Genomic DNA, 24,503 nt, shown 5'->3' on the forward strand with positions numbered 1-24,503 from the left:
CCGGTCCAGCGCTTTTTCCGCATTCTAAAGGGCTGGCCATGGCAAAAATCATCGAAACGTCCACCGGCGCACTGGCGTTGACCTTTGACGACGTGCTTTTGCAGCCGGGTCACTCCGAGGTCATGCCCGGTGAAACCGATGTCCGCACCCGCATCGCCGGCGACATCGACCTCAACGTGCCGATCCTTTCCGCCGCGATGGACACCGTCACCGAGGCGCGTCTTGCCATCGCCATGGCCCAGGCCGGCGGCATAGGCGTCATCCACCGCAATTTCTCGCCGGCCGAACAGGCCGAGCAGGTGCGGCAGGTGAAGAAATTCGAATCCGGCATGGTGGTCAATCCGGTCACCATCGGTCCCGACGCAACGCTCGCCGATGCGCTGTCGCTGATGCGAACCTATTCGATCTCGGGCATTCCGGTCGTCGAGAATGGCGGCACTGGCGGCCACAAGACCGGCCGGCTGGTCGGTATCCTGACCAACCGCGACGTGCGCTTTGCCTCCGACCCGGCGCAGAAGGTCTACGAGTTGATGACCCGTGAGAACCTGATCACGGTCAAGGAGAATGTCGACCAGGACGAGGCCAAGCGGCTCCTGCACCAGCACCGCATCGAAAAGCTTGTCGTCGTCGACAAGCAGGGCAATTGCGTCGGCCTGATCACCGTCAAGGACATCGAGAAGTCGCAGCTCAACCCGCACGCCACCAAGGATGCGCAGGGCCGGCTGCGCGCAGCGGCCGCCACCAGCGTCGGCGACGACGGCTTCGAGCGCGCCGAGCGCTTGATCGACGCCGGCGTCGATCTCCTGGTCATCGACACTGCCCATGGCCACTCGCAGCGCGTGCTCGACGCTGTCACCCGGGCGAAAAAACTGTCCAATTCGGTTCGCATCCTGGCCGGCAATGTCGCCACCGCCGAAGGCACGCAGGCGCTGATCGATGCCGGCGCCGACGCCGTCAAGGTCGGTATCGGCCCAGGCTCGATCTGCACCACCCGCATCGTCGCCGGTGTCGGCGTGCCGCAGCTCTCAGCCATCATGTCGGCCGTCGAGACGGCGCACAAATCGGGTGTGTCGGTGATTGCCGATGGCGGCATCAAATATTCCGGCGATCTCGCCAAGGCGCTCGCCGCCGGCGCCAGCGCCGCCATGATCGGCTCGCTGCTGGCCGGAACCGATGAAAGCCCGGGCGAGGTCTATCTGCACCAGGGCCGCTCCTTCAAGGCTTATCGCGGCATGGGCTCGGTCGGCGCCATGGCGCGCGGCTCGGCCGATCGCTACTTCCAGGCCGAGGTGCGCGATACGCTCAAACTGGTGCCGGAAGGCATTGAAGGCCAGGTCCCGTACAAAGGACCTGTGTCTGGCGTGCTGCACCAGCTTGCGGGCGGGCTAAAAGCCGCTATGGGTTATGTCGGTGGCCGCGACCTTGCCGATTTCCGCGAGCGCGCCACTTTTGTGCGCATATCCAACGCCGGACTTCGTGAAAGCCACGCCCATGACGTCACGATTACCCGCGAAAGCCCGAACTATCCCGGCGGAGCCTGAACAATACGGGCTCGGGCGGAGCCTGACCGCGGCGATCCTGCGGCTGCCACGCCACGCGGCCGCGCTGTGTTTCCTGTCGGCGGCGGTCTTCGTCGCCATGACGGTGATGGAATTCTTCTATTTCCGCCAGTTGAGCGGCGGCCTGCCGTCGCTCGACATGCGCTATTTCGGTTTCACGCCCGACGAAGGCATGGCCTGGCTGACGGCGCTCGGCCGGCGCGGCGGCGAGATCATTCTGGTCTGGCACTATCTGACCTTCGATCTGTTGTTCCCGGCGCTGCTGTCGCTGACCCTGGTGAGCCTGATCCTGGCCACCGGCCGGCGCCTGCGGAACTTCCGCGAGCTTCCCGGGCAGGTACAGTCGATCTTCGCGCTGGTGCTGGTGCTGCCCTACACGCTCGCCGACTATGCCCAGAACATCGCCGTGGCGCGGCTTTTGTCCGATTTCCTGTCGGCCAACCCGGATTCGCTGTCTTTCGTTTCGGCTCTGATCGTCACCAAATTCGCGCTTCTCGCCATCCCGGCGGTCGTCATCGCCGGTTTCTGGCTGATGGGCCAAAGACGCCAGGCTTGATGCCGGACAGGGCAGGGGAAATGTCATGAACCAGACGACGATCTTCTGGCCGGTTCTGGCGCATGTGGCTCTGATCTACATCGTCTATGTCCAGATGGGCAGGCGCAGATACTTTGCCGTCAAGTCGGGCGAGGCCAGGGTCGGCCAATACAAGGTACGCTCGACCGAGCCGGCGTCCAGTCTCGCGGTCGCCAACAATCTGATCAACCAGTTCGAATTGCCGGTGCTTTTCTACACGCTGTGCCTGACGCTCCACGTCACCAACGGCGTCAACTATCTGACCTTGGCGTTGGCGTGGATTTTCGTCCTGACGCGCTATTTCCACGCCTGGGTCCACCTGACCAGCAACAATCTGCGGCTGCGCAGCCGTTCTTTCTTCGCCGGCGCGGTGGTGCTGGCGCTGGCCTGGATCTGGTTCGCGCTGCACCTCCTCGGCATCGTCTGAGCCAGGGTCACGCGGGGGTTGCAGCCCTCGACATCAAGCGTGCCGCATAGATTTCGATCCTCCGTCGAAACCTATGCTCGACCGTCCACGCGACGAATGCTGCAATTGCGACCACGGTGCAGAACGCTATGCCGATCCGAAGATACGGGGAGCCGATCCACGGAGCCAGCCATCGTATGATCGCAACACCGACATTCTGGTGCAGAAGATACAGAGGATAGCTGATCAAGCCGATGTAACTCACGCTTCGCCAGATCTTGATATCGCGCAGCTGGACCCCGATGACCCCAAGAATTGAAAGCGCGATGACCCAGGCACTGAATGCCGAGTCGCCCCACAGTTTGACAACAACCACCAGGCATCCGGCTGTCACGACCGTCTGCACGGTTCGGGTCGATCGCCTCGCCGCGATGCCCATCAAAAAGAAGAGGCTGTAGGGGAACAGAAAATACGGCATGGCGATCCCCTTGAAGGGAAAAATCAGAGCCTGATGGTCTCTCCACAACCCTGAAAACTGTGCAATTGCCCCCAGAACGGTAAAGCTGGTGAAAAGAACGAGAACGCGATTTGGCCAGAGATAGAAGATGAGGCCGAACACAAAGTAGAACTTTGCTTCGGCAAGCAGTGACCAATAGGCGCCGTCGACAAGCGGCGTTGGAGCAAACAGGGTTATCCAGCTTGCGTTTTTCAGGCCGTCGAGCGCTGAAACCTCTCTGCCCGGAAGACCCAGAGCCGCGACCACAATAAGCGTGATCGCGATACAGGCGATGAGCGCGGGCTCCAGCCGCGTAAATCTCTGCAGCCAGAACATCCACACGGTTCCAGACCGCTCGGCTGTCATCGCGATGCAGTAGCCACTGATAATGAAAAAGAGAAAGACGCCAACTATCCCTTGCCATGGCAGCGTCATCTGATGGTCGAACCCGATGTAATCGGCGGGAAAGCGGGACGTATAGTGGAAGATCAGAACCAGCATCACGGCGATCGCACGCAATGCGTCGATCGCCTCGTATCGCCGGTTCTCGTCCTGATCCGAACGCATCGGCTAGAAAGCCTCTAGAGGTCGAACACCGCTATTTTACGCTTGTCGAACTTTATGCCGATCTCGCCGCGCACCAGCTTCAGTGCCGCTTCGCCGAAGACGGCGCGCCGCCAACCCTGCAGCGCCGGCACGTCGGCATCCTCGCCCTCGGCCGCGATGCGGTCGATGTCGTCGCTGGAGGCCAGCACTTTCGAGGCCACACCCTGCTTTTCGGCGACAATCCTGAGCAGCACTTTCAACAGTTCCGCCGCGGCGCTCGAGCCTTCCGGCGGCTGGAAATTCTTCGGCAGTTTCGGCATCTGCTCCTTGGGCAAGGCCAGCGCGGTGTTGACCGCGCCAAGCAGGGCCGTCGCCGTCGAGGAGCGTTCCCAGCCCTTGGGCGTGGTGCGCAGCTTGGCAAGGGCGGCCGCGTCGCGTGGCGCCTGCTGTGCCACCTCGTAGATCGCGTCGTCCTTGAGCACGCGGCCGCGCGGCACGTCCCGCTCGCGCGCCTCGCGCTCGCGCCATGCCGCCACGGCCTGCACGATCGCCAGTTCCTGCGGCTTGCGCAGCCGCATCTTCAGCCGCTTCCAGGCGTCCTCGGGATGCGGATCGTAGGTCTCGCGCGAGGTCAGCACGTCCATCTCTTCGTTCAGCCAGTGGGCGCGGTTCTCCCGCGCCAGTTCGGCGCTCAAATGCTGATAGACCTCGATCAGATGGGTGACGTCGGCGAGCGCATAGTCGAGCTGCTTGTCGGACAGCGGCCGGTGGCGCCAGTCGGTGAAGCGCGACGACTTGTCGAGCCGCGCGCCGGTGATGCGCTGCACGAGCTGGTCGTAGGAAACGCTGTCGCCGAAGCCGCAGACCATGGCCGCGACCTGCGTGTCGAACACCGGGTGCGGCACGAGATCGCCGAGATGGACTATAATTTCGATGTCCTGGCGCGCCGCGTGGAAGACCTTGACCACGGCCTCGTTGGCCATCAGCCGGAAGAACGGGGCGAGGTTGATGTCGGGCGACAGCGGGTCGATCAGCGCGGTGACCCCAGGCGCCGCCATCTGGATCAGGCACAAGATCGGCCAGAAGGTCGTTTCGCGGATGAATTCGGTGTCGACGGTGACGAAGTCCGACTTTTCGAAAGCGGCGAGAACGGTCTCGAGTTCTTTCTGGGTGGTGATGACGTGCATCAAATCGCTTTTGGCAGGAGTAAGGTCTTCCTAGATTTCAGCCGGGAAGGCTTTCGTCAAGCTTTGGCGCCGCCATCATGCGCTTCCCGGGCCATCGGAATCGCCATTGCGCCTAGCCAGCCGCGCGAAAACGGTCGACGTGCGCAACAGCGCGATGAAGCGGCTGCGCTTGCCCACGGGCACGCCGGAGCGTGCCTGCATGCGGTAGAGGATGACGGCGATGAAGATCGCATAGACGGTTGCGCTGAACACGAACAACGCGCTCGGCCCGAAATGCTGCATCACTGTGGAGGCGGCGAAAGGGCCGCCAATGGCGCCGAAGGAGTAGAACAGCATCAGCGCCGCATTGATCAGCACGAACTCGCCCGAGTCGGCGCGGTCGTTGGAATGCGCTGCCGACAGCGAATAGAGCGGCATGGCGAAACAGCCGAAGATGAAGATGATGATGAAGTTGAGCAGCGGATTGCTGCCGGCGATGAACACCAGCGCCAGGGCCGAAACCATCGCGCAGCAGGTCGTCAGCAACAGCACCCGGCGCCGGTCCCAGCGGTCGGAGAGATAACCGAGCGGATACTGGATGACGGCCCCGCCAAAGATGCCGACGCTGACGAATGTGACGACATCGGCGACCGACATGCCGATCTGTTCGGCATAGACTGGCGACAGTGTGCGAAAGGCGCTGTTGGTGACGCCGACGGCGATGCAGCCGAAGCAGCCGAGCGGCGAAATGCGCCAGACGCGCGCCAGGTCTAGCTTGACCTCCTCGGGTGGCGTCGGGTTGGAGCGGTCGCCGAGCGAGACCGGCACCAACGACAGCGTGATCATGATCGACATGATGGCGAAGATGGTGAAGCCGCCGGCGCCGAAGACCGGAATCAGGAACTGGGCCGATGTCACCGAGCCGGTATCGACCATCCGGTAGATCGCCAGCACGCGGGCGCGATCCTTGTTGGTGACCCCGGAATTCAGCCAGCTCTCGACGATGGTGAACAGGCCGGCGAAACAGAAGCCGCCGGCAAAGCGCACGGCGCACCACATCACCGGATCGAGCACCAGCACCAAAAGCAAGGTGCCGACCGAGGCGATCGCGGCCAGTGCTGAAAACGCCCTGACATGGCCGACCGCCTTCATGATGCGGGTGATGGCCAGGCAGCCGAGCAGGAAGCCGGCGAAATAGAAGGTGCCCATCAGGCCGATGTCGGAAGCGGAAAACCCCTCCTGCGCGCCGCGCAGCGCGATCAGCGTGCTCTGCAGCCCATTGCCGCCGAGCAGAATGCCTGCGGCGAGAAGAAGCGGAATCAGCGGGCGGATGGAGGACATGAAAAGGCGATCACGTATCGGTGATCCCTTCTTGAACCATTACCCTCGTCAATGCCAGCGGCAAATCCAGGCCGGCATTGAGGGGGGCAGGCCATTGCATTCTATGGCGAATTCGTCACGGCTTGGAAGCAGTCGTTCAATCCATGCTGGAATTCAGCAGTTTCAGCGATGCAGCATGTGCGACGAATGTTTCAATCTCTTCCTTTGAGTAGCCGAGAAGAGTGCCTTCGAGTCTCGCCAGATCATTCGACGTGAAGACATCAAAGGCTTCCCCGCTGCGACACATCAGGGAGATCAGCAGGCTGAGCTTGCAGCGCCACTCCTCCGTCGGCAGACAATAGCGGCGCTCTTCCACCGAGGTTCCAGAATCAATGGTGGTGAACCTCAGGATACGGCCGTCTTTAACAAACGGTTCAAAGTCCGCATCGCCAATATCTTCGGTGTCCATGCCCGGTTCGGCCTGGAACAAGGCCATTGGCTTGTCGCCCTGAAGCATCAGTTCTAACTCGCGGCCATTATGTGGCCCAATGCCCGGTGGGAGAGTGCGTTTTGACACTGGGCGTCTCCAGGTCGCTTGATACCAGATCGCTTGATAAGTGCGTTGTCTCAGGAAGCACGTCTAGCGGCAATGCGTTAAGGCCGGCAAAGACTTAAACCCTGGCGGTCGAACCTGGATAAGGCCCGACGTCTCCTTGCCTTGACAAATCCGGCCTCCCATGCGCTTTTCGCGCAAATTTTGGGCCGGGCTTCGATGCTTTGGCCTGCCACCCAGCACCCCGGACTTTACCAATGACAATGCACCGTTACCGCAGCCATACCTGTGCCCAGTTGAGAAAGAGCGACGTCGGCTCTTCCGTCCGCCTGTCGGGCTGGGTGCATCGCGTGCGCGACCATGGCGGCCTGCTGTTCATCGACCTGCGCGACCACTACGGCCTGACCCAGATCGTCGCCGATCCCGACTCGCCGGCCTTCAAGGTCGCCGAGACCGTACGCGGCGAATGGGTCATCCGCGTCGACGGTGAGGTCAAGGCGCGCCTGTCGGAGACGGTCAACGCCAACCTGCCGACCGGCGAGATCGAGATTTTCGCCCGCGAGATCGAGGTGCTGTCGGCGGCCAAGGAATTGCCGCTGCCGGTGTTCGGCGAGCCGGACTATCCCGAGGACATCAGGCTGAAATACCGCTTCCTCGACCTGCGCCGCGACACGCTGCATAAGAACATCGTGGCGCGCACCAAGATCATTGCCGAGATGCGCAAGCGCATGGGCGATGTCGGCTTCACCGAATTCTCGACCCCGATCCTGACGGCTTCGTCGCCGGAAGGCGCGCGCGACTTCCTGGTGCCGTCGCGCATCCATCCCGGCACGTTCTACGCGCTGCCGCAGGCGCCGCAGCAGTACAAGCAGCTGATCATGGTGTCGGGCTTCGACCGCTATTTCCAGATCGCGCCGTGCTTCCGCGACGAGGATCCGCGTGCCGACCGTCTGCCCGGCGAATTCTACCAGCTCGACCTCGAAATGAGCTTCGTCGAGCAGGACGACGTGCTCAATACGATGGAGCCCGTCCTCCGCGGGGTCTTCGAGACCTTTGCCAATGGCAAGCCGGTGACGCAGAAGTTCCAGCGCATTCCCTACGATGTCGCCATGCGCAAATACGGCTCCGACAAGCCGGACCTGCGCAACCCGATCGAGATGCAGGCCGTCTCCGATCATTTCCGCGATTCCGGCTTCAAGGTGTTCGCCAACATCCTGGCCAACGATCCGAAGGCCGAAGTGTGGGGCATTCCGGCCAAGACCGGCGGCAGCCGCGCCTTCTGCGACCGCATGAATTCCTGGGCGCAGGGCGAGGGCCAGCCGGGGCTGGGCTACATCTTCTGGCGCAAGGAGGGCGACAAGCTCGAAGGCGCCGGCCCGCTCGCCAAGAACATCGGCGAGGAGCGCACCGAGGCGATCCGCCAGCAGCTCGGCCTTGCCGACGGCGACGCCGCCTTCTTCGTTGCGGGTGATCCGAAGAAATTCGTCTCCTTCGCTGGTGCCGCGCGCACGCGCGCCGGCGAGGAGCTGAATCTCGTCGACCGCGAGCGTTTCGAATTGTGCTGGATCGTCGACTTCCCGTTCTTCGAATGGAACGAGGAGGAGAAGAAGATCGACTTCGCCCACAACCCGTTCTCGATGCCGCAGGGCGGCATCGATGCGCTGAACGGCGAGGATCTGCTCGGCATCAAGGCCTTCCAGTACGACATGGTCTGCAACGGTTTCGAGATCGCCTCAGGCGGCATCCGCAACCATCTGCCCGAAACCATGGTCAAAGCGTTCGAGACGGTCGGACTGGACCGTGCAACGGTGGAAGAGCGCTTCGGCGGCCTCTACCGTGCCTTCCAGTACGGCGCGCCGCCGCATGGCGGCATGGCCGCCGGCATCGACCGCGTCGTCATGCTGCTGGTTGGCGCCAAGAACCTGCGTGAGGTCACCATGTTCCCGATGAACCAGCAGGCCTACGATCTGTTGATGAATGCGCCGTCCGAAGCTAGCCCGCAGCAGCTTCGCGAACTGGCACTGCGTGTCGCGCCGACCAAGAAAGACGCCTGATCGCGAGTTTCGAGCGGCACTTTAGACAACCACCAGAACCGATTCTTTCGATTCGATAATCCAACAAAAAAGCCCGGCATCGCTGCCGGGCTTTTTTGTAGATCCTGAGGGCGTTCGATCAGTCCTCGTTCGCCTTGACGCTGACGCCGAGCGTCTTCGGCAGGTCGAGCGGGTTGGACATGGCGCCCGCCATGATCAGCGCGAACGGCACCGATGCCGGCGGCTCGGCCGAGATTTCGAGGCTCTTCGGATCGTCGAGATATTTGCTGACTGCGGCCGTGACCTGCGCCGTCAGTTCCGGATTGTTGAGCTGCGCCATGCCGAACGGCACGATCGCCTTGGCCTGGTTGGCGATGTCCTTGGCCGACATGCCCTGTTGCTTGCCGACATATTCCAGCACCTTGCCGGTCAGCGAATCGTCGTCGAAGCGGATCGAGGCGCTGTTGAACGAAAGCTGCTGCAACAGGCCGAGCATGGCCATGCCTTGTGCCGAATTGTCGGCGCCTTCAGGCTGAGCGGCCATCTTCTTCTGCATTTCCTGCATCGACTTGATGAAGTCGATCGTGTAGCCGCCGAGGTCGAAGGTCATGCCGAGCGTACCGGCATTCTCGACGGAGATGTCGTATTTCGACAGTTCCATCTTGCCGTCCGAGGGCTGCCAGGTGCCGGCCATTGCGAGATTGCCCGAAATGTTCTGGTAGCCAAGCGCGTCGATGACTTCCTTGGATTTGGGGTCGTCGACCAGCGAGAGATCGGCCGTGAATTTTTCCGTATTGCCGGTGAATTCCATCGCCTTGCCGTCCGCGGGCGGCGTGATCTGGATCGCAAGCCCGTCCATCGAGAAGGCGGTCTTGTCGGCGACCTTGACCGTCATGCTGGCGAGTTCGGCGGATTTGTACATCATCAGCGAGCCCAGCGGGCCGGTGGCGCCATCGGCCGGAACCGTCATGTCGTGGATGACGAAGGGGCTGAGGTTGAGGGTGACGCCGTCCTTGGCGTGTTCGAAGGCCGAGGTCGAGACGGTGGCGATATCGAAGCCGCCATTGGCCGCGGTCACACCCTCGAGCGTGACGTCGCCGATGGTGAGGGCCTCCTTTTCCGCCGCCGGCTTGATGGCAACGCCCTGCAGCACCATGCTGGTGTTGTCGCCGGTCACCCCGGTCCAGGAGATGTTGACGCCCTGGGCCGCCAGCGCCGCCTTCAGCCGGTCGGCAACCGCCGCGTCCTGGGCAAGGGCCGCATTCAAGGGCAGGGTGAACAAGAAGGTCGAAAGAGCGAATTTCCGGAGAGTTGAGCGTTTGATTGTCATCGCAAGGTCCCTGAGAGTGTCCTGAAATTGTTTTTCAATTCTTCGCGCCATCACCACTCCGTGACGAACTGGACGGGAAAAAGGCGTGTCCCGGCACAATGGTCAAAAATCGCGGCGAAAGGCAAACCCGACCCGAACGCTATTGCAGAATGCAGTGAATTTGGCATGAAGGTCGGGCCATCGAGCATTATAGCGCTTCGCAATAGATGTGGCATGTAACAGATTGATGTTGGTCGGCAAGCGCGGCCTTGCGGTTTCCTGTTGCAGAAAAGCGCACAAGTCGACAGGCCCGATACGCGCCTCTTGCCGCGAATCACCCGCTCGGCTAGTCCCAGCCCATGGGAAAAAGGCTTTTGCCGCCTCAAGATGGCGGTGGCGATCACATTGAACCGGTCGATCTGAAGAAGGCGCTGGAAGAGCGCTATCTCGCCTATGCGCTGTCGACCATCATGCACCGGGCGCTGCCCGACGTTCGCGACGGGCTGAAGCCGGTCCATCGCCGCATCATGCACGCCATGCGGCTGCTCAGGCTCAACCCCGACCAGGGTTTTGCCAAATGCGCCCGCATCGTCGGCGAGGTGATGGGCAAGTTCCATCCGCATGGCGACCAGTCGATCTATGACGCGCTGGTGCGGTTGGCGCAGGATTTTTCCATGCGCTACCCCTTGGTCGACGGGCAAGGCAATTTCGGCAACATCGACGGCGATAACGCCGCCGCCATGCGCTACACCGAAGCGCGCATGACCGACGTGGCGACCGAACTGCTCGCCGGCATCACCGAGGACGCCGTCGACTACCGGCCGACCTACAATGAAGAGGACGAGGAGCCGGTGGTGCTCCCCGGCGCCTTCCCGAACCTCTTGGCCAACGGCTCGTCCGGCATCGCGGTCGGCATGGCGACATCGATCCCGCCGCACAACGCAGCCGAGCTTTGCGACGCGGCATTGCACCTGATCGAGCACCGGGATGCGCCGGTCTCGAAACTGATGGATTTCGTCCAAGGCCCGGATTTCCCGACCGGCGGCATCATCGTCGACAGCCGCGCCTCCATCCTCGAAGCCTATGAGACTGGCCGCGGCGGCTTCCGTGTCCGGTCGAAATGGAGCCAGGAGGACCAGGGCAGGGGCACCTGGAGCATCGTCGTCACCGAGATTCCCTATGGTGTGCAGAAGGCGCGGCTGATCGAGAAGATCGCCGAGCTGTTGATGGCGCGCAAGCTGCCGTTGCTCGAGGACATCAGGGACGAAAGCGCCGAGGATATCCGCGTCGTGCTGGTACCGAAGAGCCGTTCCGTCGATCCGGGCATCCTGATGGAATCGCTGTTCAAGCTAACCGAGCTTGAAAGCCGTTTCCCCCTCAACATGAATGTGCTGTCGCGCGGCAAGGTGCCCAACGTCCTGTCGCTCAAGGGCGTGCTGCAGGAATGGCTCGACCACCGCCGCGACGTGCTGATCCGCCGCTCGAGACATCGGCTCGGCGAAATCGAAAGACGGCTGGAGATCCTCGCCGGCTATTTGATCGCCTATCTGAACATCGACGAGGTGATCAAGATCATCCGTGAGGAGGACGAGCCCAAGCAAGTGATGATGGCCCGCTGGTCGCTCACCGACAACCAGGCCGAAGCCATCCTCAACATGCGCCTGCGCGCCTTGCGCAAACTGGAAGAGTTCGAGATCCGCAAGGAATTCGACGGCCTGAGCGCGGAGAAGAAGCAGATCGAGGCGCTGCTGGCGTCCGATGCCAAGCAATGGTCGACGATCAAGTGGGAAGTCACCAACATCCGCGACAAGTTCGGTCCGGAGACCGAGCTCGGCAAGCGCCGCACCCAGTTCGCCGATGCACCCGAGCACGACCTGACCGACATCGCGCATGCCATGATCGAGCGTGAGCCGGTCACCGTGGTGGTTTCGGAAAAAGGCTGGCTGCGGGCGATGAAGGGGCATCTGGCCGACCTCTCGACGCTGACCTTCAAGGAAGGCGACAGTCTCAAGCTCGCCTTCCACGCGCAGACCACCGACAAGGTGCTGGTCTTCACCACCGGCGGCAAGTTCTACACCATCGGCGCCGACCGGCTGCCGGGCGGGCGCGGCCATGGCGAGCCGATCCGCATCATCGTCGACATGGACAATGACCAGGACATCGTCACCGCCTTCGTCCACGATCCCAAGCGCAAGCTGCTGTTGGCCTCCTATGACGCCAACGGCTTCATCGTGCCGGAGGAGGAAGTGGTCGCCAACACCCGCAAGGGCAAGCAGGTGATGAACGTCAAGGCGCCGGACGAGGCCAAGCGCTGCGTGCCGCTCATTGGCGATCACCTGGCCATCGTCGGCGAGAACCGCAAAATGCTGGTCTTCGCGCTTTCGGAAATTCCGGAGATGGGCCGCGGCAAGGGCGTGCGGCTGCAGAAATACAAGGATGGCGGCCTGCTCGATCTCAAGCCGTTCACCCTGGAGACGGGCCTGTCCTGGCAGGATTCTGCCGATCGCACCTTCACAAGGTCGCGCGAGGAATTGGCCGAATGGATCGGCGCCCGGGCATCGGCCGGCCGCATGGTGCCGAAGGGCTTCCCGAGGACGGGGAAATTTGGTTGAAGCTGCGATCTCCCCCCTTGTGGGGAAGATGGACGGCAAGCCAGAGGGGGGCGCTGCCCCGCCAGCCTATCAAATAAGTCATGGCCCCCAACGCCTGTCTCGGTTCTTGGTCTCAGCATATCAACGTTGGTGCTCTACGGCGCCCTCCTCTGTCCTGCCGGACATCTCCCCACGAGGGGGGAGATTGGCAGCATCACCCAACTCATTTGGAGTATCGTCACGATTGCTGCACTATATCGGTGCATAACGGGGAAAGGTGTTTGGGAGAGACGGGCGTTTGAAGGAATCCAGGGTCCAGAAACCGGAACGGCAGCAGCGCCTGTTCGGCCTGTCGACGCCGCTGCGGTCGGCTGTCATTCCGCCGCTGTCGGCGGCGCGCTGGCTGCTGGTGCTGATCGTCGCCGCCGGCGTCTATTTCTTCCACGGTTTCCTGTTCCCGGTGCTGGCGGCACTGGTCATCGCGTTCGCCAGTTGGCCGCTTTACCAGCGGCTTCTGGCCGGCGTTGGTGGCAACCGCACCATCGCCGCCACTCTGGCCATCCTGTTCATCCTCGCCTTCCTGGTGATACCGATCGCGCTTGCCGGCACCTACGCCATCAACGAAGTGCGCGAGTGGGTCGGCTGGGCGATCGAGACCAACCGGCACGGGGCGGTGACGCCGCACTGGATCGCGACGATGCCTGTCGTGGGCGACTGGCTGAACGAGCAATGGACGACCAATTTTGGTCATCCCGGCGGCATTGGTGAACTGATCCAGCTGATCAGCGGCGCCAATATCGGCAGCATCTATCGCGGTGCGCTCGCCGCCGGCGGCAGTGCCTTTGGGCTGCTCCTTACGCTGCTGTTCATGATGATCGCCCTGTTCTTCGCCTATCGGGACGGCGAGCACTTTGCCGGCCAGGTCGACCGCTTGGGCGAACGCATCCTTCCGACGCGATGGGAGCGGATTTCGCGCGTCGTTCCGGCGACCATCTCCTCGACCGTGACCGGCATGACCGTTATCGCCATCGGCGAGGGGTTGGTGCTGGGCATCGCCTACTGGCTGGCCGGCGTGCCGTCGCCGGTGACGCTTGGCGCCCTGACCGGCGTCATGGCGCTTATCCCCGGCGGGGCACCATTGTCCTTCACCCTCGTCTCGATTTATCTCGCCGCCAGCGGCTCGCCCATGGCCGGTCTGGCGCTGTTTCTGTGGGGCGCGGTCGAACTGTTCATCGTCGACAAGACACTGCGCCCGAAGCTCGTCGGCGGGCCGATTAAACTGCCTTTCCTGCCGACCTTTTTCGGCCTGATCGGCGGCGTCAAGACCATGGGCTTTCTCGGCCTGTTCATCGGCCCGGTGCTGATGGCGCTGCTGGTCGCCATCTGGCGCGAGTGGCTGCGCGAGGTGGAATTGGTCGACGAGCTCGCCGCCGGCTCGGCAGCCGAAATCGAGGCCACCCCACAGATCGAGGTCCTGCCGGAGCCAGGCGTGGCGAAGAAAGCCAGGGCCTGATCCCTAGACCGGATGGTGCACCGCGAGGTCGCCGCGTTGCTTGCGGCCATCATGCAGCTGCCAGAGCGAATGGGCGACCAGCGTGACGATCAGGATCGCGCCACCGATCAGGCTGTTGCGGGTCGGCGTCTCGGCAAAGATCATCCACACCCAGACCGGCGCCAGTACGGTTTCGAGCAGATAGAACATCGCCACTTCCGGCCCCGAAATGTATTTCGGCCCGGCGGCGAGGCAGAAGAACGAGATCGGCATGATGACGGCGCCGTTGAAGATGATCCACCAGGGCGCGTTCACGTGAAAGCCTTCGCCTGACACCATGAAGGCGGCGAGCGCCATCGGCAGAAGCACGCCGACGAGTGAGGTGAAGCCCATGTCCTTGCCGCTGGCGCGCGAGATGGTGATGGCGACAGCGACGAAGAAGGCCGAGCACAGCGCCATGAAATCGCCGAACAGCTTGCCGGTGCCGACCGATCCGCCGACGATGACCAGCACGCCGAGGATCATGATCGCCATCGCCGCGATGGTCACCAGCCGAGGTCTTTCCCGCAGGAATATCCAGGACAATAGCCCTGCGAACACGGTGTTGAAGGCCAGGATGAACACCAGATCGGCGGTCGAGGTGTGATAGACGGCGGTGACGAAGGTGATCCCAGTCAGCCCATAGCATATCGCCACGATCAGGCCGGACCAGCCGGGGATGAGCGGCGGGGCGTTCCGGCTCAACGCTCGCCAGACCGACCAGATGAGCATGGCGGCGACGAATGTGGTGCCGGTGCGCAGCAGTATGATGGTCCATGCGCCGCCATCGGCGAGGCGGATCAACGGTATGTCGACGGTCAGCGTCAGCCCGCCGATGGCGGTTATCAAAAGGCCCTTCTGGTGATCGTGGTGAGGGGACATGCAGGAACTTTCGCAGGAAATGCAGGCCGACGGCTGACCGGTTCAATGGCGCACTCTCTCTCCAGCCGCCCGGCTGAAAGACCAGCATCCCCTGCCTTGAAACTGTTTAAGCGCGGATCGTGGAAAAACTCAGCGTGAAACCGCTTCGTTGGTGTAGCGCTCCCAGCCCTTGGGGCCGAGATGCTCCTGCGGCATGAAGCGCATCTTATAATTCATCTTGCGCGAGCCGTTGACCCAGTAGCCGAGGTAGACATGGGGCAGTCCCATCGCCCTGGCGCGGGCGATGTGATCGAGGATCATGAACGTGCCGAGCGAACGCTCCTCGAATTCGGGATTGAAGTAGGAATAGACCATCGACAGGCCGTCGGCCATTTTGTCGGTGAGCGCCACCGCGATGAGTTCGCCCTGACCCTTGCCGGTGATGAAAGTGTCGGGTCCGCGCCGCCGGTATTCGATCACCTTGGTGTCGACATGGGTATCCTCGACCATCATGGCGTAGTCCAGCACCGTCATGTCGGACATGCCGCCGCGGCGGTGGCGGGCATCGAGATAGCTGCGGAACAGCGAATATTGCTCGGTCGAGGGCTCCGCATTGTGCATGGCGCCGACGAGGTCGGAATTGTGCTGCAGCACACGCTTCATGTTGCGGCTGGCGGTGAATTCCTGGGCGAGGATGCGCACCGAAACGCAGGCGCGGCAGGTCTCGCAGGCCGGCCGGTAGGCAATGTTCTGTGACCGCCGGAAGCCGCCTTGCGTCAACAGGTCGTTCATCTCCGACGCCTTGTCGCCGACCAGATGCGTGAACACCTTCCGCTCGAACTGGCCGTCGAGATAGGGGCACGGCGACGGCGCGGTCAGGAAGAACTGCGGCGACTGGGTCGGATGCTGCGTCATCTAAGTCTTGGAAACGCTCCTTCGAGTCGCTCTACCTTTGGCGCGGAAAGCAAAAAATTCAACAGGATTGTGAAGATGCGGGCATGCCAACGCCTTCACATTTGCGCCGACAAGGTGGGAAAGCCCCCGGAAAACATCTTTAGCGGCCGCTACGGCTGACCACCGTGCCGAGCAGAAGATCGTGCAGCGTGCGCTTGCGGTCGGAGAACAAGGTCACCAGCAGGACCAGCGGCGACAGGATGACGTTGCCGGCCCAGAACAGCACGGAATGGACCACCGCGGTCAGCCCGTCGATCGGCCTTCCGTCGAGACGATCGAGGCGGATACCCATCATCTTCATGCCCGTGGTCGCCTGGTCGGCGCTGCCCAGCGTGTTCCAGATGTAGAGAATGGCGACGGCCGGCACCAGGACGCCGAACAGCATCCAGCCGAGACCGAGGGTCAAAAGCCCGAGGAAGAACACCAATATGGCGAAAGGAATGGTGAGCAGCGCGACGATGATGTAGTCGAGCACGAAGGCCAGGATGCGCCGTGTGCGCACGCCTTCATAGGCCCTGACATCGTCAAGCCGGGTGTTGATGATTTCGCCGTCGAGAACGCGCGCGTTCATGTCATTTCCTCGTAACAAGGCCCGACATAGGGTGCGGGCCGCTCGTAAATGAAATGGTAAAGGCCTGTGCCGGAATCAAGGTCGGGGTCCTCTCCCGGGCGCAAGGCAAGAGCGTCGTGGGACACAATCCGAATCGGTTGAATTTGCCGTGCGGATGGCATTAGCTTGCTGCGGCGCAACAAAGCGCTCAGGGGCAGAGGGACGGGGCACTATGGACTATGACATGCTGGTCATCGGCAGCGGCCCCTCCGGCCGCCGCGCAGCGGTGCAGTCGGCCAAGCTCGGCAAATCGGTGCTGGTGGTCGATCGCGGCCGGCGTCTTGGCGGCGTCTCCGTGCACACCGGCACCATCCCCTCGAAGACGCTGCGCGAAACCGTCCTCAATCTCTCCGGCTGGCGCGAGCGTGGCTTTTACGGGCGCGGCTACCGGGTCAAGCAGGACATTTCCGTAGGCGACCTGATCGAGCGCCTGCACAAGACACTCGACCACGAAGTCGAGGTGCTGCAGCACCAGTTCATGCGCAATACGGTCAAGAGCGCGCGCGCGGCGGTAAAATTTCTCGGCCCCAACAAGGTCAGCCTGACATCGGACAATGGCGACTACAGCGAAGTCGGCTTCGCCAACGCGCTGATCGCGGTCGGCACCAGGCCGCACCGGCCACGCGATGTGCCCTTCGACAAGACCCGCATCTTCGACAGCGACGAGATGCTGGAGATCGACCGCCTGCCGCGCACGCTCACGGTCATCGGAGGCGGTGTCATCGGCGTCGAATACGCTACGATCTTTTCGGCGCTCGACGTGCCGGTGACGCTGGTCGAGCCGCGCAACTCCATCCTCGATTTCGTCGACCGCGAGATTGTCGACGACTTCATCCACCAGATGCGCGATCGCGGCATGACGATAAGGCTTGGCAGCGCGGTCAAGGAAATCCGCTCCAAGCCCGAAGCGGCCGAAGTGGAACTGGCCGATGGCCGCACCATTCGGTCGGAAGTCGTGCTCTACGCCGCCGGCCGCACCGGCAATGTTGGCAGCCTTGGCCTCGACGTGGTCGGCATCGACGCCGACTCCCGCGGCCGCATCAAGGTCGATCCGCAGACGTTTCAGACCAACGTCCCCAACATCTACGCCGCCGGCGACGTCATTGGCTTTCCGAGCCTTGCCTCGACCTCGATGGAGCAGGGCAGGGTGGCCGCCTGCCACGCTTTCGGCGTGACGTTGCCGCCGCCGCCGGAAACGTTTCCCTATGGCATCTATGCGGTGCCGGAGATCTCGACCGTCGGCCAGTCCGAGGAACAGGTGCGTGAAAGTGGGGCCGCCTATGAGGTCGGCGTGGCGCGTTTCCGCGAGACCTCGCGCGGCCACATCATGGGCGTCAACACCGGCTTCCTCAAGCTGTTGTTCTCGATCGAAACGCGCCGCCTGCTCGGCGCGCACATCGTCGGCGAGGGCGCGACCGAGCTCATACACATCGGCCAGGCCGTCATCAATCTCGGCGGCACCGTCGACTTCTTCGTCAACAACACCTTCAACTACCCGACACTGGCGGAAGCCTACAAGATCGCCGGGCTCGATGCCTGGAACAGGATGGGGCGAGGCTGAACCGGCTTCTTTTCCTGGAATTGCTCAGCCGTCCATCTGGTCGGGCAGCGCCAGCATGACGTCGGCCGACGGCATGGCAGTACCGCCTCGATCTCCGCCGGTCTTACGCCGGCGATGGCGTCGGCATCGCCAGCCACGGTGCCGAGCGGCCCGCGAAATCCGTGCTTGGACCAGGCAAGCTTGCTGCAGCTTGGGGCTGGTCAGCGCCTCCAGCAGCCTGTCGACCGCCGGATCGATGACGATCAGCGGATGCGCCGAGTAGACGGTCGGCCGGGGTTAGAGGATTTCGGGCTTGGCGCCCAATGCCGGCCTGCACCCTTTGCCAGCGGGCTGGATCGGCGAGCGCCCATTCGCCAGCTGGTTTTCGTAGCCGATCACCATCGGCTCGGCGCCAAGGCCACCGGCGATATACTGGTCTAACAGTTTTCCCGAAGACGACGATTTCAGGCCCATGCTGCGGAAGATCGCCTTGGCCTGGTCGCCGCGCTGCGCCAGCAGCTCCTGCGTCGCCACGTCGCCGCTCATCAGGCTCGACACCAGGCCGGCGAACATGAAGCCGGAATTGGAGCGGTCGGGGTCGGTGGAGACTATGCGTGCCCGGCCATAAGGCTCATCGATGCCCCCGTCGCGGCCCTTCCCGCGCAAGGTCGGGGAAATCGTGTTGCGTCTCAAGCCGCGTCGTCCGCATCCACATCTTTCAGCCGGCTTACTGTTTCCAGTGGCTCGCTGGGGCGTTATGTGAATGGATAGGGTCGTGGAAGCGTGACGGGAGGTTGGACATGCTGGGCTGGTTCCGCAAGCTGCTGCCGCGCGAAGATCGCTTCTTCGACCTGTTCGAACGGCATTCCCGCACCGTGGTCGGTGGCGCCGAGGCGCTGGAACAGCTCCTCCAGGGCAAGGACATCGATCGCTGTGTCAGAAGATCATCGATCTCGAGGACGAGGCCGATCATATCACCGCCGAAGTCCTATTAGCGGTGCGGCGTTCCTTCATCACGCCCTTCGATCGCGGCGACATCAAGGATCTGATCCAGTCGATGGATGATGCCATCGACATGATGCACAAGACCGTCAAGACGGTGAAGCTGTTCGAGACGAAGGAATTCGATCCTCGGATGCAGGAGATGGGCGGCGTCATCGTCGCCGCCGCCAAGTTGGTCGCCGAGGCGATCCCGCTACTGAGCAAGGTCGGCACGCACACCGTGCGCCTCAACGCTATCGCCGAAGAGGTCATGCGCGTAGAAAGCCGCGCCGACGATTTGCACGAGCAAGGGCTGAAGGACTTATTCAAGCGGCATGGGCGCAGCGACCCGATGGCTTACCTGATCGGTGGCGAGATTTACGGTCAGCTGGAAAAGGTGGTCGACCGTTTCGAGGACGTCGCCAACGAGATCAGCGGCATCGTCATCGAGAATGTTTAGGTGATGGAAGCCACCATTGCCTTTCCTGTGCTGATCGCCCTTGTCGCCGTGGCGCTGTTCTTCGATTTTCTCAACGGACTGCACGACGCCGCCAATTCCATCGCAACCATCGTTTCCACCCGCGTACTGCGGCCGCAATACGCGGTGCTGTGGGCGGCTTTCTTCAATTTCATCGCCTTCATGTTCTTCGGCCTTCATGTTGCCGAGACAGTGGGGAAGGGCATCGTCGACGTCAGCATTGTCACGCCGGCGGTGATTTTCTCAGCCCTTGTCGGCGCCATTGTCTGGAACATCGTCACCTGGATTGCCGGCATTCCTTCGAGCAGCTCGCACGCGCTGATCGGCGGACTGGTTGGAGCCGGCGTTGCAAAGTCTGGGTTCGGCGCCATCGTCTGGACGGGCCTTGGCAAGACGGTCGCCGCAATCATCGTATCGCCGACAACCGGGTTTCTGCTGGCGCTGGTGTTGATCCTGGTCGTTTCGTGGCTATTCGTGCGCCAGACGCCGTTCGCCGTCGACAGCACATTCCGCGTAATGCAGTTCTTTTCCGCCTCGCTCTATTCGCTGGGACACGGCGGCAACGACGCGCAGAAAACCATGGGCATCATCGCGGTGCTGCTCTATTCGCAAGGCATGCTTGGCGAGAAATTCTACGTGCCGCTTTGGGTCGTCCTCACCTGCCAGTCTGCACTGGCGCTGGGCACACTGTTCGGCGGCTGGCGTATCGTCCACACCATGGGATCGAAGATCACCCGGCTGAACCCGATGCAGGGCTTTTGTGCCGAGACGGGTGGCGCGATCACTTTGTTTGCCGCCACCTGGCTTGGTGTTCCAGTGTCGACCACGCATACCATTACCGGCGCCATCATCGGCGTCGGTGCCGCCCGCCGTGTCTCGGCCGTACGCTGGGGCATCGCCGGGAACATCGTCATTGCCTGGATCGTCACTTTGCCGGCGGCGGCCGCCATTTCGGCCCTCACCTATTTTGTCACGCGCCAGTAGTAGGTCAGTTTGAAATTTGAAGCTTCGCTGGCGTCTCGAATTTCATGCATAGCTTCGATAACCAAATCCAATTCGCCGACGTCCATCGGGCAATATTGGTAGTTGCCAGGTGAGATCAGAGCCAAGACCACATATGGCCCATCACGCTCCGTTTTAGGCCGAAGTGAGATTTTCACAGCACCAAGGCTGGCAATGTCAGTGTCAATCTGCTGTGCAACCCGACCAGTGGTAGCCGCCGTATGCCGCGATAAAATCTCTTGAAGTCCATTTTGTGCCTATACGTTGCGCTTCTTATATAGCCGCGAGCGGTCGGTGATCCACTACCCGATCAGGAGCGGCCATTCAGCCAAGTAGCGAAATGTGCTGTGATTCGGCACATGGGAAAGAAAGCAAAGCAGAAGGCCATGCAGGCGATTGATGCGCCGTTAGAGGACGGGCTTGAAGGGGAAGCCGCCTACTATGCCCGCAAGGTCGGCATCACTAGAGATGAAGCCGCCAAGATCATCCGGGAAGCCAACGCGCCGAAGCTGTCTATCGTCCGCAAGGAAAAGGTTAGTTAGCCGCTTAGGCGGTCTTCTTTTTGTACGGGCCGCGCGCCACCGGCTTCTCGGCTTCCTTCGATTCGATCAGCGCAACGATGTCCTGCAATCTCCCTACGCTTTCCGGCGACGTGCCGTAAATCGTGACCAGCATGGCGTAGTCGATCTCGCCGCCGAGTGCTTTGAGGCCGTCGCCGCGCGCTGAGCGGTCAATCCGCCTGTGCAATGGCTATTGGGCCCGCCAGCCATTGCCTGACGATGGCGGCGTCCGGGTCGCCGATGTCATGGCCCGATGGAATGATCCGGGCGTCGACCTCGGCGCCATGCCGGCTGAGCAGCGTCACCAGCGCCGGCACGAACGGTCCGTAGGTCTCGTCGGCGGCGCCGGCGATGATCAGCGTCCGTATGCCCGCGAGATCGGTGGCCGGTACGTGGTCGAGCACCGGCATCGGCCTCAACAGCGCCGCCAGGCGGACGATGCCCGGATGAAGCAGCATCAGGCTGGAAACCAGATTGGCGCCGTTCGAATAGCCGAGAAAAGTTGCGTGATCGAGATTAAGCCCATGGCGCTTGGCGGCCTCGTTTGTGAAGGCCGCGAAAGCCGCCGTTTCGGCAAGGATGCTTTTCTGTTCGAAGCGCGTCGGGTCTATCCGCTCGAACCAGCGAAAGCCGTCTTCCTGGGGGATGCGGCCTCGCGCCGCGACCAGCGTGGCGGTAGGCGCGATCCGTCTTGCCAGCGGCACCAAAGTGGTCTCGTCCACACCCGATCCATGCAGCAGGAACAGGCACTCACGGCTCTCCTTGCCGGCTCCCAGGAGGCGATAGGGAAAGGCCAGATCCGTGAGCAGCGGGCTGTTTTCGATACCGTCGCCGATCATCCCGCATCCTCTTGATTATATGAGGTTCCGCTCAATTTGCCGGCTTCAAAACGCAATATTTTCATGCTCCGCGAAAGTTGATTGAACCAGGCGCATTCCGGCCCGTTTATGCGCCGATATACTCCACGTGGGAGGAATCGAAGCGGTGCGCCGGGGGTCGCATTGCTGGACATGAACAACCAGCTTTGAGGCCTTTTGTCGATGACTACCCCTGTTTTGTCGGATCGCAATTTGCGTATCCCCGATCGCGATACGCGTATCCCCGATCGCGATACGCGTATCCCCGATCGCGATACGCGTATCTCGGATCGCGATACGCGTATCGATGTGCTGCGCGCATTGGCGTTGATCGTCATTTTCATCGACCATGTGCCGGGCACCGCTTTCGAGGCACTGACATACAAGAATTTCGGTTTCTCGGATGCAGCCGAGGCTTTCGTGCTGATTTCCGGCATCTCGGTCGCGCTCGCCTACGGAACGAAGTTCCGGCCGGGTGGCAGGCTGCTCGCGACCTTGAAGATGTGGCGGCGGGCAGGCGTGCTCTACGTCGCCCATATCGTCACGACGATGGTGGTGATCGCCCTGTTCTGCACCGTGGCGGTTCTCACCAGGCGGCCGGAATTGCTGAAACTGATCAACATCGAGCCATTGATGAAAAACACGCCGGAAGTGCTGGTCGGCATCGTCACGCTCGGCCATCAGCTTGGCTACAACAACATCCTGCCGGTCTATGCCGCGCTGCTTCTTATGGCTCCGGCCTTCGTCCTGCTCATCAGCTACCGGCCTGCCGCGGCACTTGTCGCGTCCGGTGCGCTGTGGCTCGTCGCCGGCATCTGGCAGATCGCGCCGCCCAATTATCCCGAGCCCGGCTTCTGGTTCCTGAACCCTCTGTCCTGGCAGTTCCTGTTCAACATCGGCGTTGCCGCCATGCTGCATGTCAGGCGCGGCGGCGTCATTCCGGTCAACCGCTGGCTGGTCGGCGCGGCCGCGGCCTATGTGGCGACGGCGCTGGTCTGGGTGCATAGCCCGCTCTGGGGGCAGATAACCTGGTTCAAGCTTCCCGTGGTGATCGGTGGCTTTGACAAGACTTTCCTGTCGCTGCCGCGTCTGTTGCATATACTGGCGGTCAGCTACCTCATCGTCGCCTTGCCGGCGCTATCGAGCCTGTTCCGCACCAGCCCTGATCATCCCCTGGCGATACTGGGAAAACGCTCGCTGCCGGTCTTCATCGCCGGCACGGTGATCGCGATGGTCGCGCAGGTGATGAAACTGATCAATCCGGGCGGGCTTGCCTATGACAGTCTGCTGCTTTCGGCCGGCATCGCCATGCAGTTCGCGCTCGCCTTCTATCTCGAATGGCTGTCGACGATCGGCGGCTCGGGCAAGGTTCGCGCGCCGCAAAAGGATGTCACGCCGGTGCGTGCGTCTTTCGGCATCTCCGCGGTGGCGAGGGTCAATCGCTGAGGGGCGGTCGGTTCAGCCGCGCGGCGGAGCCGACGAGGCCCGCACGATCAGTTCGACAGGCAGTTGCCGGCGACTTGTCGTGCCGTCGTTTTCCAGGATCGCCTTGACGGCGAGACGGCCGATTTCGGCAATCGGTTGGGCGACGGTGGTCAATGGCGGCTCGGATACCTCAGCTTCCGGAACGCCATCGAACCCGACGACCGAAACATCGTTGGGGACGTTCAGTTTGCGCGCGCTCAGCCATTCGAGCGCCACCAGGGCCATCCTGTCCGACATCGCCAGGATCGCCGTAGGCGGTTCGGCGGCGCCGAAGATCGCCTCGAGTGCCGCGATTGTGCTGGTCGCATCGTTGGCTGTCTCGTAGACGGGCACTTTGGATGTGTCGACGCCAACCCGCGACAGCTCCTGGAAATAGCCGGTGAGCCGGTCTCGCGTTCCCGCATAAACCGCGGTCTGCACCTGCTCGGGGGAAACGGGGCCTGTCCTGTCGTCGACAAACTGCAGCGCCAGAACGGCAAAGCGGCGGTGCCCAAGGTCGGTGAGATGGCGCGCCGCCATGGCCGCGCCAGCGACATTGTCTATGCCGATTGTCGCGACCGACCCATCCTCGGAAGCGAGGTCGAGCGCCACGAAAGGCAATTTGCGCTCGCGTGCCAACTGCACCAGGCGCGAACCGCCTTCGATACAAAAGACGATGAAGCCGTCGACCAGGGCGCTCTGGATGTTCCAGGCAAGCTGCTCGTTGTTGGCGGCCGAGACCAGGGAGATGCCGGCCCCTGTCGCGTCGCAGGCCTGCGAGATGCCCGCCATCATGACGCGCGCGAAGGGGTCGTCGAAGAAGTAGGAGAGGGGTTCTGCCGTCGCGACGCCAATGGCGTTGACCTTGCCTGCCCGCAGCAGACGGCCCTTGGGGTCCGGTCCGCCATAGCCCATCGCTTCGGCCGCCGCCTTGACCCGTTCGCGGACTTCCTCGCGCACGATCTCCGGGCGGCTGAAGACATTGGATGCGGTGCCGTGCGAGACCCCGGCGGCCTTGGCGATGTCGGCCAGCCGGACGGGTCTTCTATTGCCTGCGGTGAGTGACGCCATTGTGCGTGCCTCCTGACATGCATTTAGCACGTTCCGGATGT

At 62.3% G+C, this 24,503-nt stretch carries 21 protein-coding genes and 2 pseudogenes; 11 read left to right on the forward strand and 12 right to left on the reverse strand.

The genetic code is table 11. From position 1 onward, the window contains the following. The first annotated feature begins 38 nt into the window (after positions 1 to 38). Genes guaB through MAFF_RS33945 form a run of 3 tightly spaced genes read left to right on the forward strand, consistent with a single transcriptional unit; the run spans position 39 to position 2,560 of the window. The gene (gene guaB / locus MAFF_RS33935) at positions 39 to 1,541 is read left to right on the forward strand and encodes an IMP dehydrogenase (RefSeq protein WP_010915551.1); all 1,503 of its coding nucleotides are present in this window, start codon (positions 39 to 41) and stop codon (positions 1,539 to 1,541) included. Beyond that, positions 1,492 to 2,115 carry a hypothetical protein gene (locus MAFF_RS33940; RefSeq protein ID WP_080512003.1) on the forward strand — a complete coding sequence of 208 codons (624 nt, stop codon included), beginning with the start codon at positions 1,492 to 1,494 and terminating at the stop codon, positions 2,113 to 2,115. Before guaB ends, MAFF_RS33940 begins: the two co-directional genes overlap by 50 nt. A gap of 25 nt (positions 2,116 to 2,140) precedes the next feature. After that, positions 2,141 to 2,560: an MAPEG family protein gene (locus MAFF_RS33945; protein WP_010915553.1), complete on the forward strand. Its 420-nt coding sequence runs from the start codon at positions 2,141 to 2,143 to the stop codon at positions 2,558 to 2,560. A 7-nt stretch (positions 2,561 to 2,567) separates the two neighbouring features. Here the strand turns inward: MAFF_RS33945 and MAFF_RS33950 are convergent, their stop codons facing one another. The 4 genes from MAFF_RS33950 to MAFF_RS33965 all read right to left on the reverse strand — a co-directional run bounded on the left by MAFF_RS33950 (position 2,568) and on the right by MAFF_RS33965 (position 6,644). Beyond that, complete coding sequence (locus MAFF_RS33950; RefSeq protein ID WP_010915554.1) at positions 2,568 to 3,602, reverse strand: acyltransferase family protein; 1,035 nt, start codon at positions 3,600 to 3,602, stop codon at positions 2,568 to 2,570. Positions 3,603 to 3,616: 14 nt separating this feature from the next. Continuing rightward, entirely contained in the window at positions 3,617 to 4,768 is a 1,152-nt protein-coding gene (gene rnd / locus MAFF_RS33955; RefSeq protein WP_010915555.1) for a ribonuclease D, read from the reverse strand. 75 nt (positions 4,769 to 4,843) lie between these two features. Continuing rightward, positions 4,844 to 6,088 (reverse strand): MFS transporter, encoded by a 1,245-nt coding sequence (locus MAFF_RS33960; RefSeq protein ID WP_010915556.1) that lies wholly within the window; start codon positions 6,086 to 6,088, stop codon positions 4,844 to 4,846. A gap of 136 nt (positions 6,089 to 6,224) precedes the next feature. Continuing rightward, on the reverse strand, positions 6,225 to 6,644 hold the full coding sequence (locus MAFF_RS33965; RefSeq protein WP_010915557.1) for a hypothetical protein: 420 nt from the start codon (positions 6,642 to 6,644) through the stop codon (positions 6,225 to 6,227). Positions 6,645 to 6,877: 233 nt separating this feature from the next. On the opposite strand from MAFF_RS33965, the gene aspS reads away from it, so the two are divergent. Next, positions 6,878 to 8,674 (forward strand): aspartate--tRNA ligase, encoded by a 1,797-nt coding sequence (gene aspS / locus MAFF_RS33970; protein ID WP_080512004.1) that lies wholly within the window; start codon positions 6,878 to 6,880, stop codon positions 8,672 to 8,674. 118 nt (positions 8,675 to 8,792) lie between these two features. On the opposite strand, the gene MAFF_RS33975 is transcribed toward aspS, so the two are convergent. Then, positions 8,793 to 9,983: a hypothetical protein gene (locus MAFF_RS33975; protein WP_044550200.1), complete on the reverse strand. Its 1,191-nt coding sequence runs from the start codon at positions 9,981 to 9,983 to the stop codon at positions 8,793 to 8,795. A 338-nt stretch (positions 9,984 to 10,321) separates the two neighbouring features. Here MAFF_RS33975 and parC point away from each other — a divergent pair, with 338 nt between their 5' ends. Together parC and MAFF_RS33985 are read left to right on the forward strand one after the other, a co-directional pair. Continuing rightward, positions 10,322 to 12,574, forward strand: a complete 2,253-nt coding sequence (parC, locus tag MAFF_RS33980) for a DNA topoisomerase IV subunit A (protein WP_010915560.1) — start codon at positions 10,322 to 10,324, stop codon at positions 12,572 to 12,574. 277 nt (positions 12,575 to 12,851) lie between these two features. Then, the gene (locus tag MAFF_RS33985; protein ID WP_044550203.1) at positions 12,852 to 14,066 is read left to right on the forward strand and encodes an AI-2E family transporter; all 1,215 of its coding nucleotides are present in this window, start codon (positions 12,852 to 12,854) and stop codon (positions 14,064 to 14,066) included. A 3-nt stretch (positions 14,067 to 14,069) separates the two neighbouring features. On the opposite strand, the gene MAFF_RS33990 is transcribed toward MAFF_RS33985, so the two are convergent. From MAFF_RS33990 to MAFF_RS34000, 3 genes are all read right to left on the reverse strand, one after another. Beyond that, positions 14,070 to 14,966 (reverse strand): DMT family transporter, encoded by an 897-nt coding sequence (locus tag MAFF_RS33990; RefSeq protein WP_010915562.1) that lies wholly within the window; start codon positions 14,964 to 14,966, stop codon positions 14,070 to 14,072. A 129-nt stretch (positions 14,967 to 15,095) separates the two neighbouring features. Then, entirely contained in the window at positions 15,096 to 15,860 is a 765-nt protein-coding gene (locus tag MAFF_RS33995) for an arginyltransferase (RefSeq protein WP_010915563.1), read from the reverse strand. Positions 15,861 to 15,999: 139 nt separating this feature from the next. Beyond that, a complete protein-coding gene (locus MAFF_RS34000) occupies positions 16,000 to 16,470 on the reverse strand; it encodes an RDD family protein (RefSeq protein ID WP_010915564.1) in 471 nt (156 codons plus the stop codon). Between the two features lie 211 nt (positions 16,471 to 16,681). On the opposite strand from MAFF_RS34000, the gene sthA reads away from it, so the two are divergent. Then, positions 16,682 to 18,070: a Si-specific NAD(P)(+) transhydrogenase gene (gene sthA, locus MAFF_RS34005; RefSeq protein WP_032929858.1), complete on the forward strand. Its 1,389-nt coding sequence runs from the start codon at positions 16,682 to 16,684 to the stop codon at positions 18,068 to 18,070. 24 nt (positions 18,071 to 18,094) lie between these two features. On the opposite strand, the pseudogene MAFF_RS41020 reads toward sthA, so the two are convergent. After that, positions 18,095 to 18,691 (reverse strand): annotated as a pseudogene (locus MAFF_RS41020) (hypothetical protein); the annotation flags it as partial. 158 nt (positions 18,692 to 18,849) lie between these two features. On the opposite strand from MAFF_RS41020, the pseudogene MAFF_RS34015 reads away from it, so the two are divergent. From MAFF_RS34015 to MAFF_RS34025, 3 genes and pseudogenes are all read left to right on the forward strand, one after another. Beyond that, positions 18,850 to 19,490 (forward strand): annotated as a pseudogene (locus MAFF_RS34015) (DUF47 family protein). Between the two features lie 3 nt (positions 19,491 to 19,493). Beyond that, positions 19,494 to 20,492, forward strand: a complete 999-nt coding sequence (locus MAFF_RS34020; RefSeq protein ID WP_010915569.1) for an inorganic phosphate transporter — start codon at positions 19,494 to 19,496, stop codon at positions 20,490 to 20,492. A 377-nt stretch (positions 20,493 to 20,869) separates the two neighbouring features. After that, on the forward strand, positions 20,870 to 21,052 hold the full coding sequence (locus MAFF_RS34025) for a hypothetical protein (protein WP_123167721.1): 183 nt from the start codon (positions 20,870 to 20,872) through the stop codon (positions 21,050 to 21,052). A gap of 4 nt (positions 21,053 to 21,056) precedes the next feature. On the opposite strand, the gene MAFF_RS34030 is transcribed toward MAFF_RS34025, so the two are convergent. Both MAFF_RS34030 and MAFF_RS34035 read right to left on the reverse strand, forming a co-directional pair. Beyond that, a complete protein-coding gene (locus MAFF_RS34030; protein WP_044550206.1) occupies positions 21,057 to 21,257 on the reverse strand; it encodes a hypothetical protein in 201 nt (66 codons plus the stop codon). Continuing rightward, positions 21,241 to 21,909: an alpha/beta hydrolase gene (locus MAFF_RS34035; protein WP_010915571.1), complete on the reverse strand. Its 669-nt coding sequence runs from the start codon at positions 21,907 to 21,909 to the stop codon at positions 21,241 to 21,243. Before MAFF_RS34035 ends, MAFF_RS34030 begins: the two co-directional genes overlap by 17 nt. A 201-nt stretch (positions 21,910 to 22,110) precedes the next feature. On the opposite strand from MAFF_RS34035, the gene MAFF_RS34040 reads away from it, so the two are divergent. Continuing rightward, positions 22,111 to 23,373, forward strand: coding sequence for an OpgC family protein (locus tag MAFF_RS34040; RefSeq protein WP_010915572.1), 1,263 nt, complete (start codon positions 22,111 to 22,113; stop codon positions 23,371 to 23,373). Between the two features lie 12 nt (positions 23,374 to 23,385). Here the strand turns inward: MAFF_RS34040 and MAFF_RS34045 are convergent, their stop codons facing one another. Continuing rightward, positions 23,386 to 24,462 carry a LacI family DNA-binding transcriptional regulator gene (locus MAFF_RS34045; RefSeq protein ID WP_010915573.1) on the reverse strand — a complete coding sequence of 359 codons (1,077 nt, stop codon included), beginning with the start codon at positions 24,460 to 24,462 and terminating at the stop codon, positions 23,386 to 23,388. Between the last annotated feature and the right edge of the window lie 41 nt (positions 24,463 to 24,503).

It is taken from the genome of Mesorhizobium japonicum MAFF 303099 (assembly GCF_000009625.1).
GTDB lineage: Bacteria > Pseudomonadota > Alphaproteobacteria > Rhizobiales > Rhizobiaceae > Mesorhizobium > Mesorhizobium japonicum.

Coding starts and splice junctions, on each gene's coding strand:
- rnd (WP_010915555.1), bottom strand. CDS start 4,768: ATGCACGTCATCACCACCCAGAAAGAACTCGAGACCGTTCTCGCCGCT.
- MAFF_RS34045 (WP_010915573.1), bottom strand. CDS start 24,462: ATGGCGTCACTCACCGCAGGCAATAGAAGACCCGTCCGGCTGGCCGAC.
- MAFF_RS34020 (WP_010915569.1), top strand. CDS start 19,494: ATGGAAGCCACCATTGCCTTTCCTGTGCTGATCGCCCTTGTCGCCGTG.
- MAFF_RS33990 (WP_010915562.1), bottom strand. CDS start 14,966: ATGTCCCCTCACCACGATCACCAGAAGGGCCTTTTGATAACCGCCATC.
- guaB (WP_010915551.1), top strand. CDS start 39: ATGGCAAAAATCATCGAAACGTCCACCGGCGCACTGGCGTTGACCTTT.
- MAFF_RS33995 (WP_010915563.1), bottom strand. CDS start 15,860: ATGACGCAGCATCCGACCCAGTCGCCGCAGTTCTTCCTGACCGCGCCG.
- MAFF_RS34040 (WP_010915572.1), top strand. CDS start 22,111: ATGACTACCCCTGTTTTGTCGGATCGCAATTTGCGTATCCCCGATCGC.
- MAFF_RS33975 (WP_044550200.1), bottom strand. CDS start 9,983: ATGACAATCAAACGCTCAACTCTCCGGAAATTCGCTCTTTCGACCTTC.
- MAFF_RS34035 (WP_010915571.1), bottom strand. CDS start 21,909: ATGATCGGCGACGGTATCGAAAACAGCCCGCTGCTCACGGATCTGGCC.
- sthA (WP_032929858.1), top strand. CDS start 16,682: ATGGACTATGACATGCTGGTCATCGGCAGCGGCCCCTCCGGCCGCCGC.
- MAFF_RS33940 (WP_080512003.1), top strand. CDS start 1,492: ATGACGTCACGATTACCCGCGAAAGCCCGAACTATCCCGGCGGAGCCT.
- MAFF_RS33945 (WP_010915553.1), top strand. CDS start 2,141: ATGAACCAGACGACGATCTTCTGGCCGGTTCTGGCGCATGTGGCTCTG.
- MAFF_RS33960 (WP_010915556.1), bottom strand. CDS start 6,088: ATGTCCTCCATCCGCCCGCTGATTCCGCTTCTTCTCGCCGCAGGCATT.
- MAFF_RS34025 (WP_123167721.1), top strand. CDS start 20,870: ATGGGAAAGAAAGCAAAGCAGAAGGCCATGCAGGCGATTGATGCGCCG.
- aspS (WP_080512004.1), top strand. CDS start 6,878: ATGACAATGCACCGTTACCGCAGCCATACCTGTGCCCAGTTGAGAAAG.
- parC (WP_010915560.1), top strand. CDS start 10,322: ATGGGAAAAAGGCTTTTGCCGCCTCAAGATGGCGGTGGCGATCACATT.
- MAFF_RS33950 (WP_010915554.1), bottom strand. CDS start 3,602: ATGCGTTCGGATCAGGACGAGAACCGGCGATACGAGGCGATCGACGCA.
- MAFF_RS34000 (WP_010915564.1), bottom strand. CDS start 16,470: ATGAACGCGCGCGTTCTCGACGGCGAAATCATCAACACCCGGCTTGAC.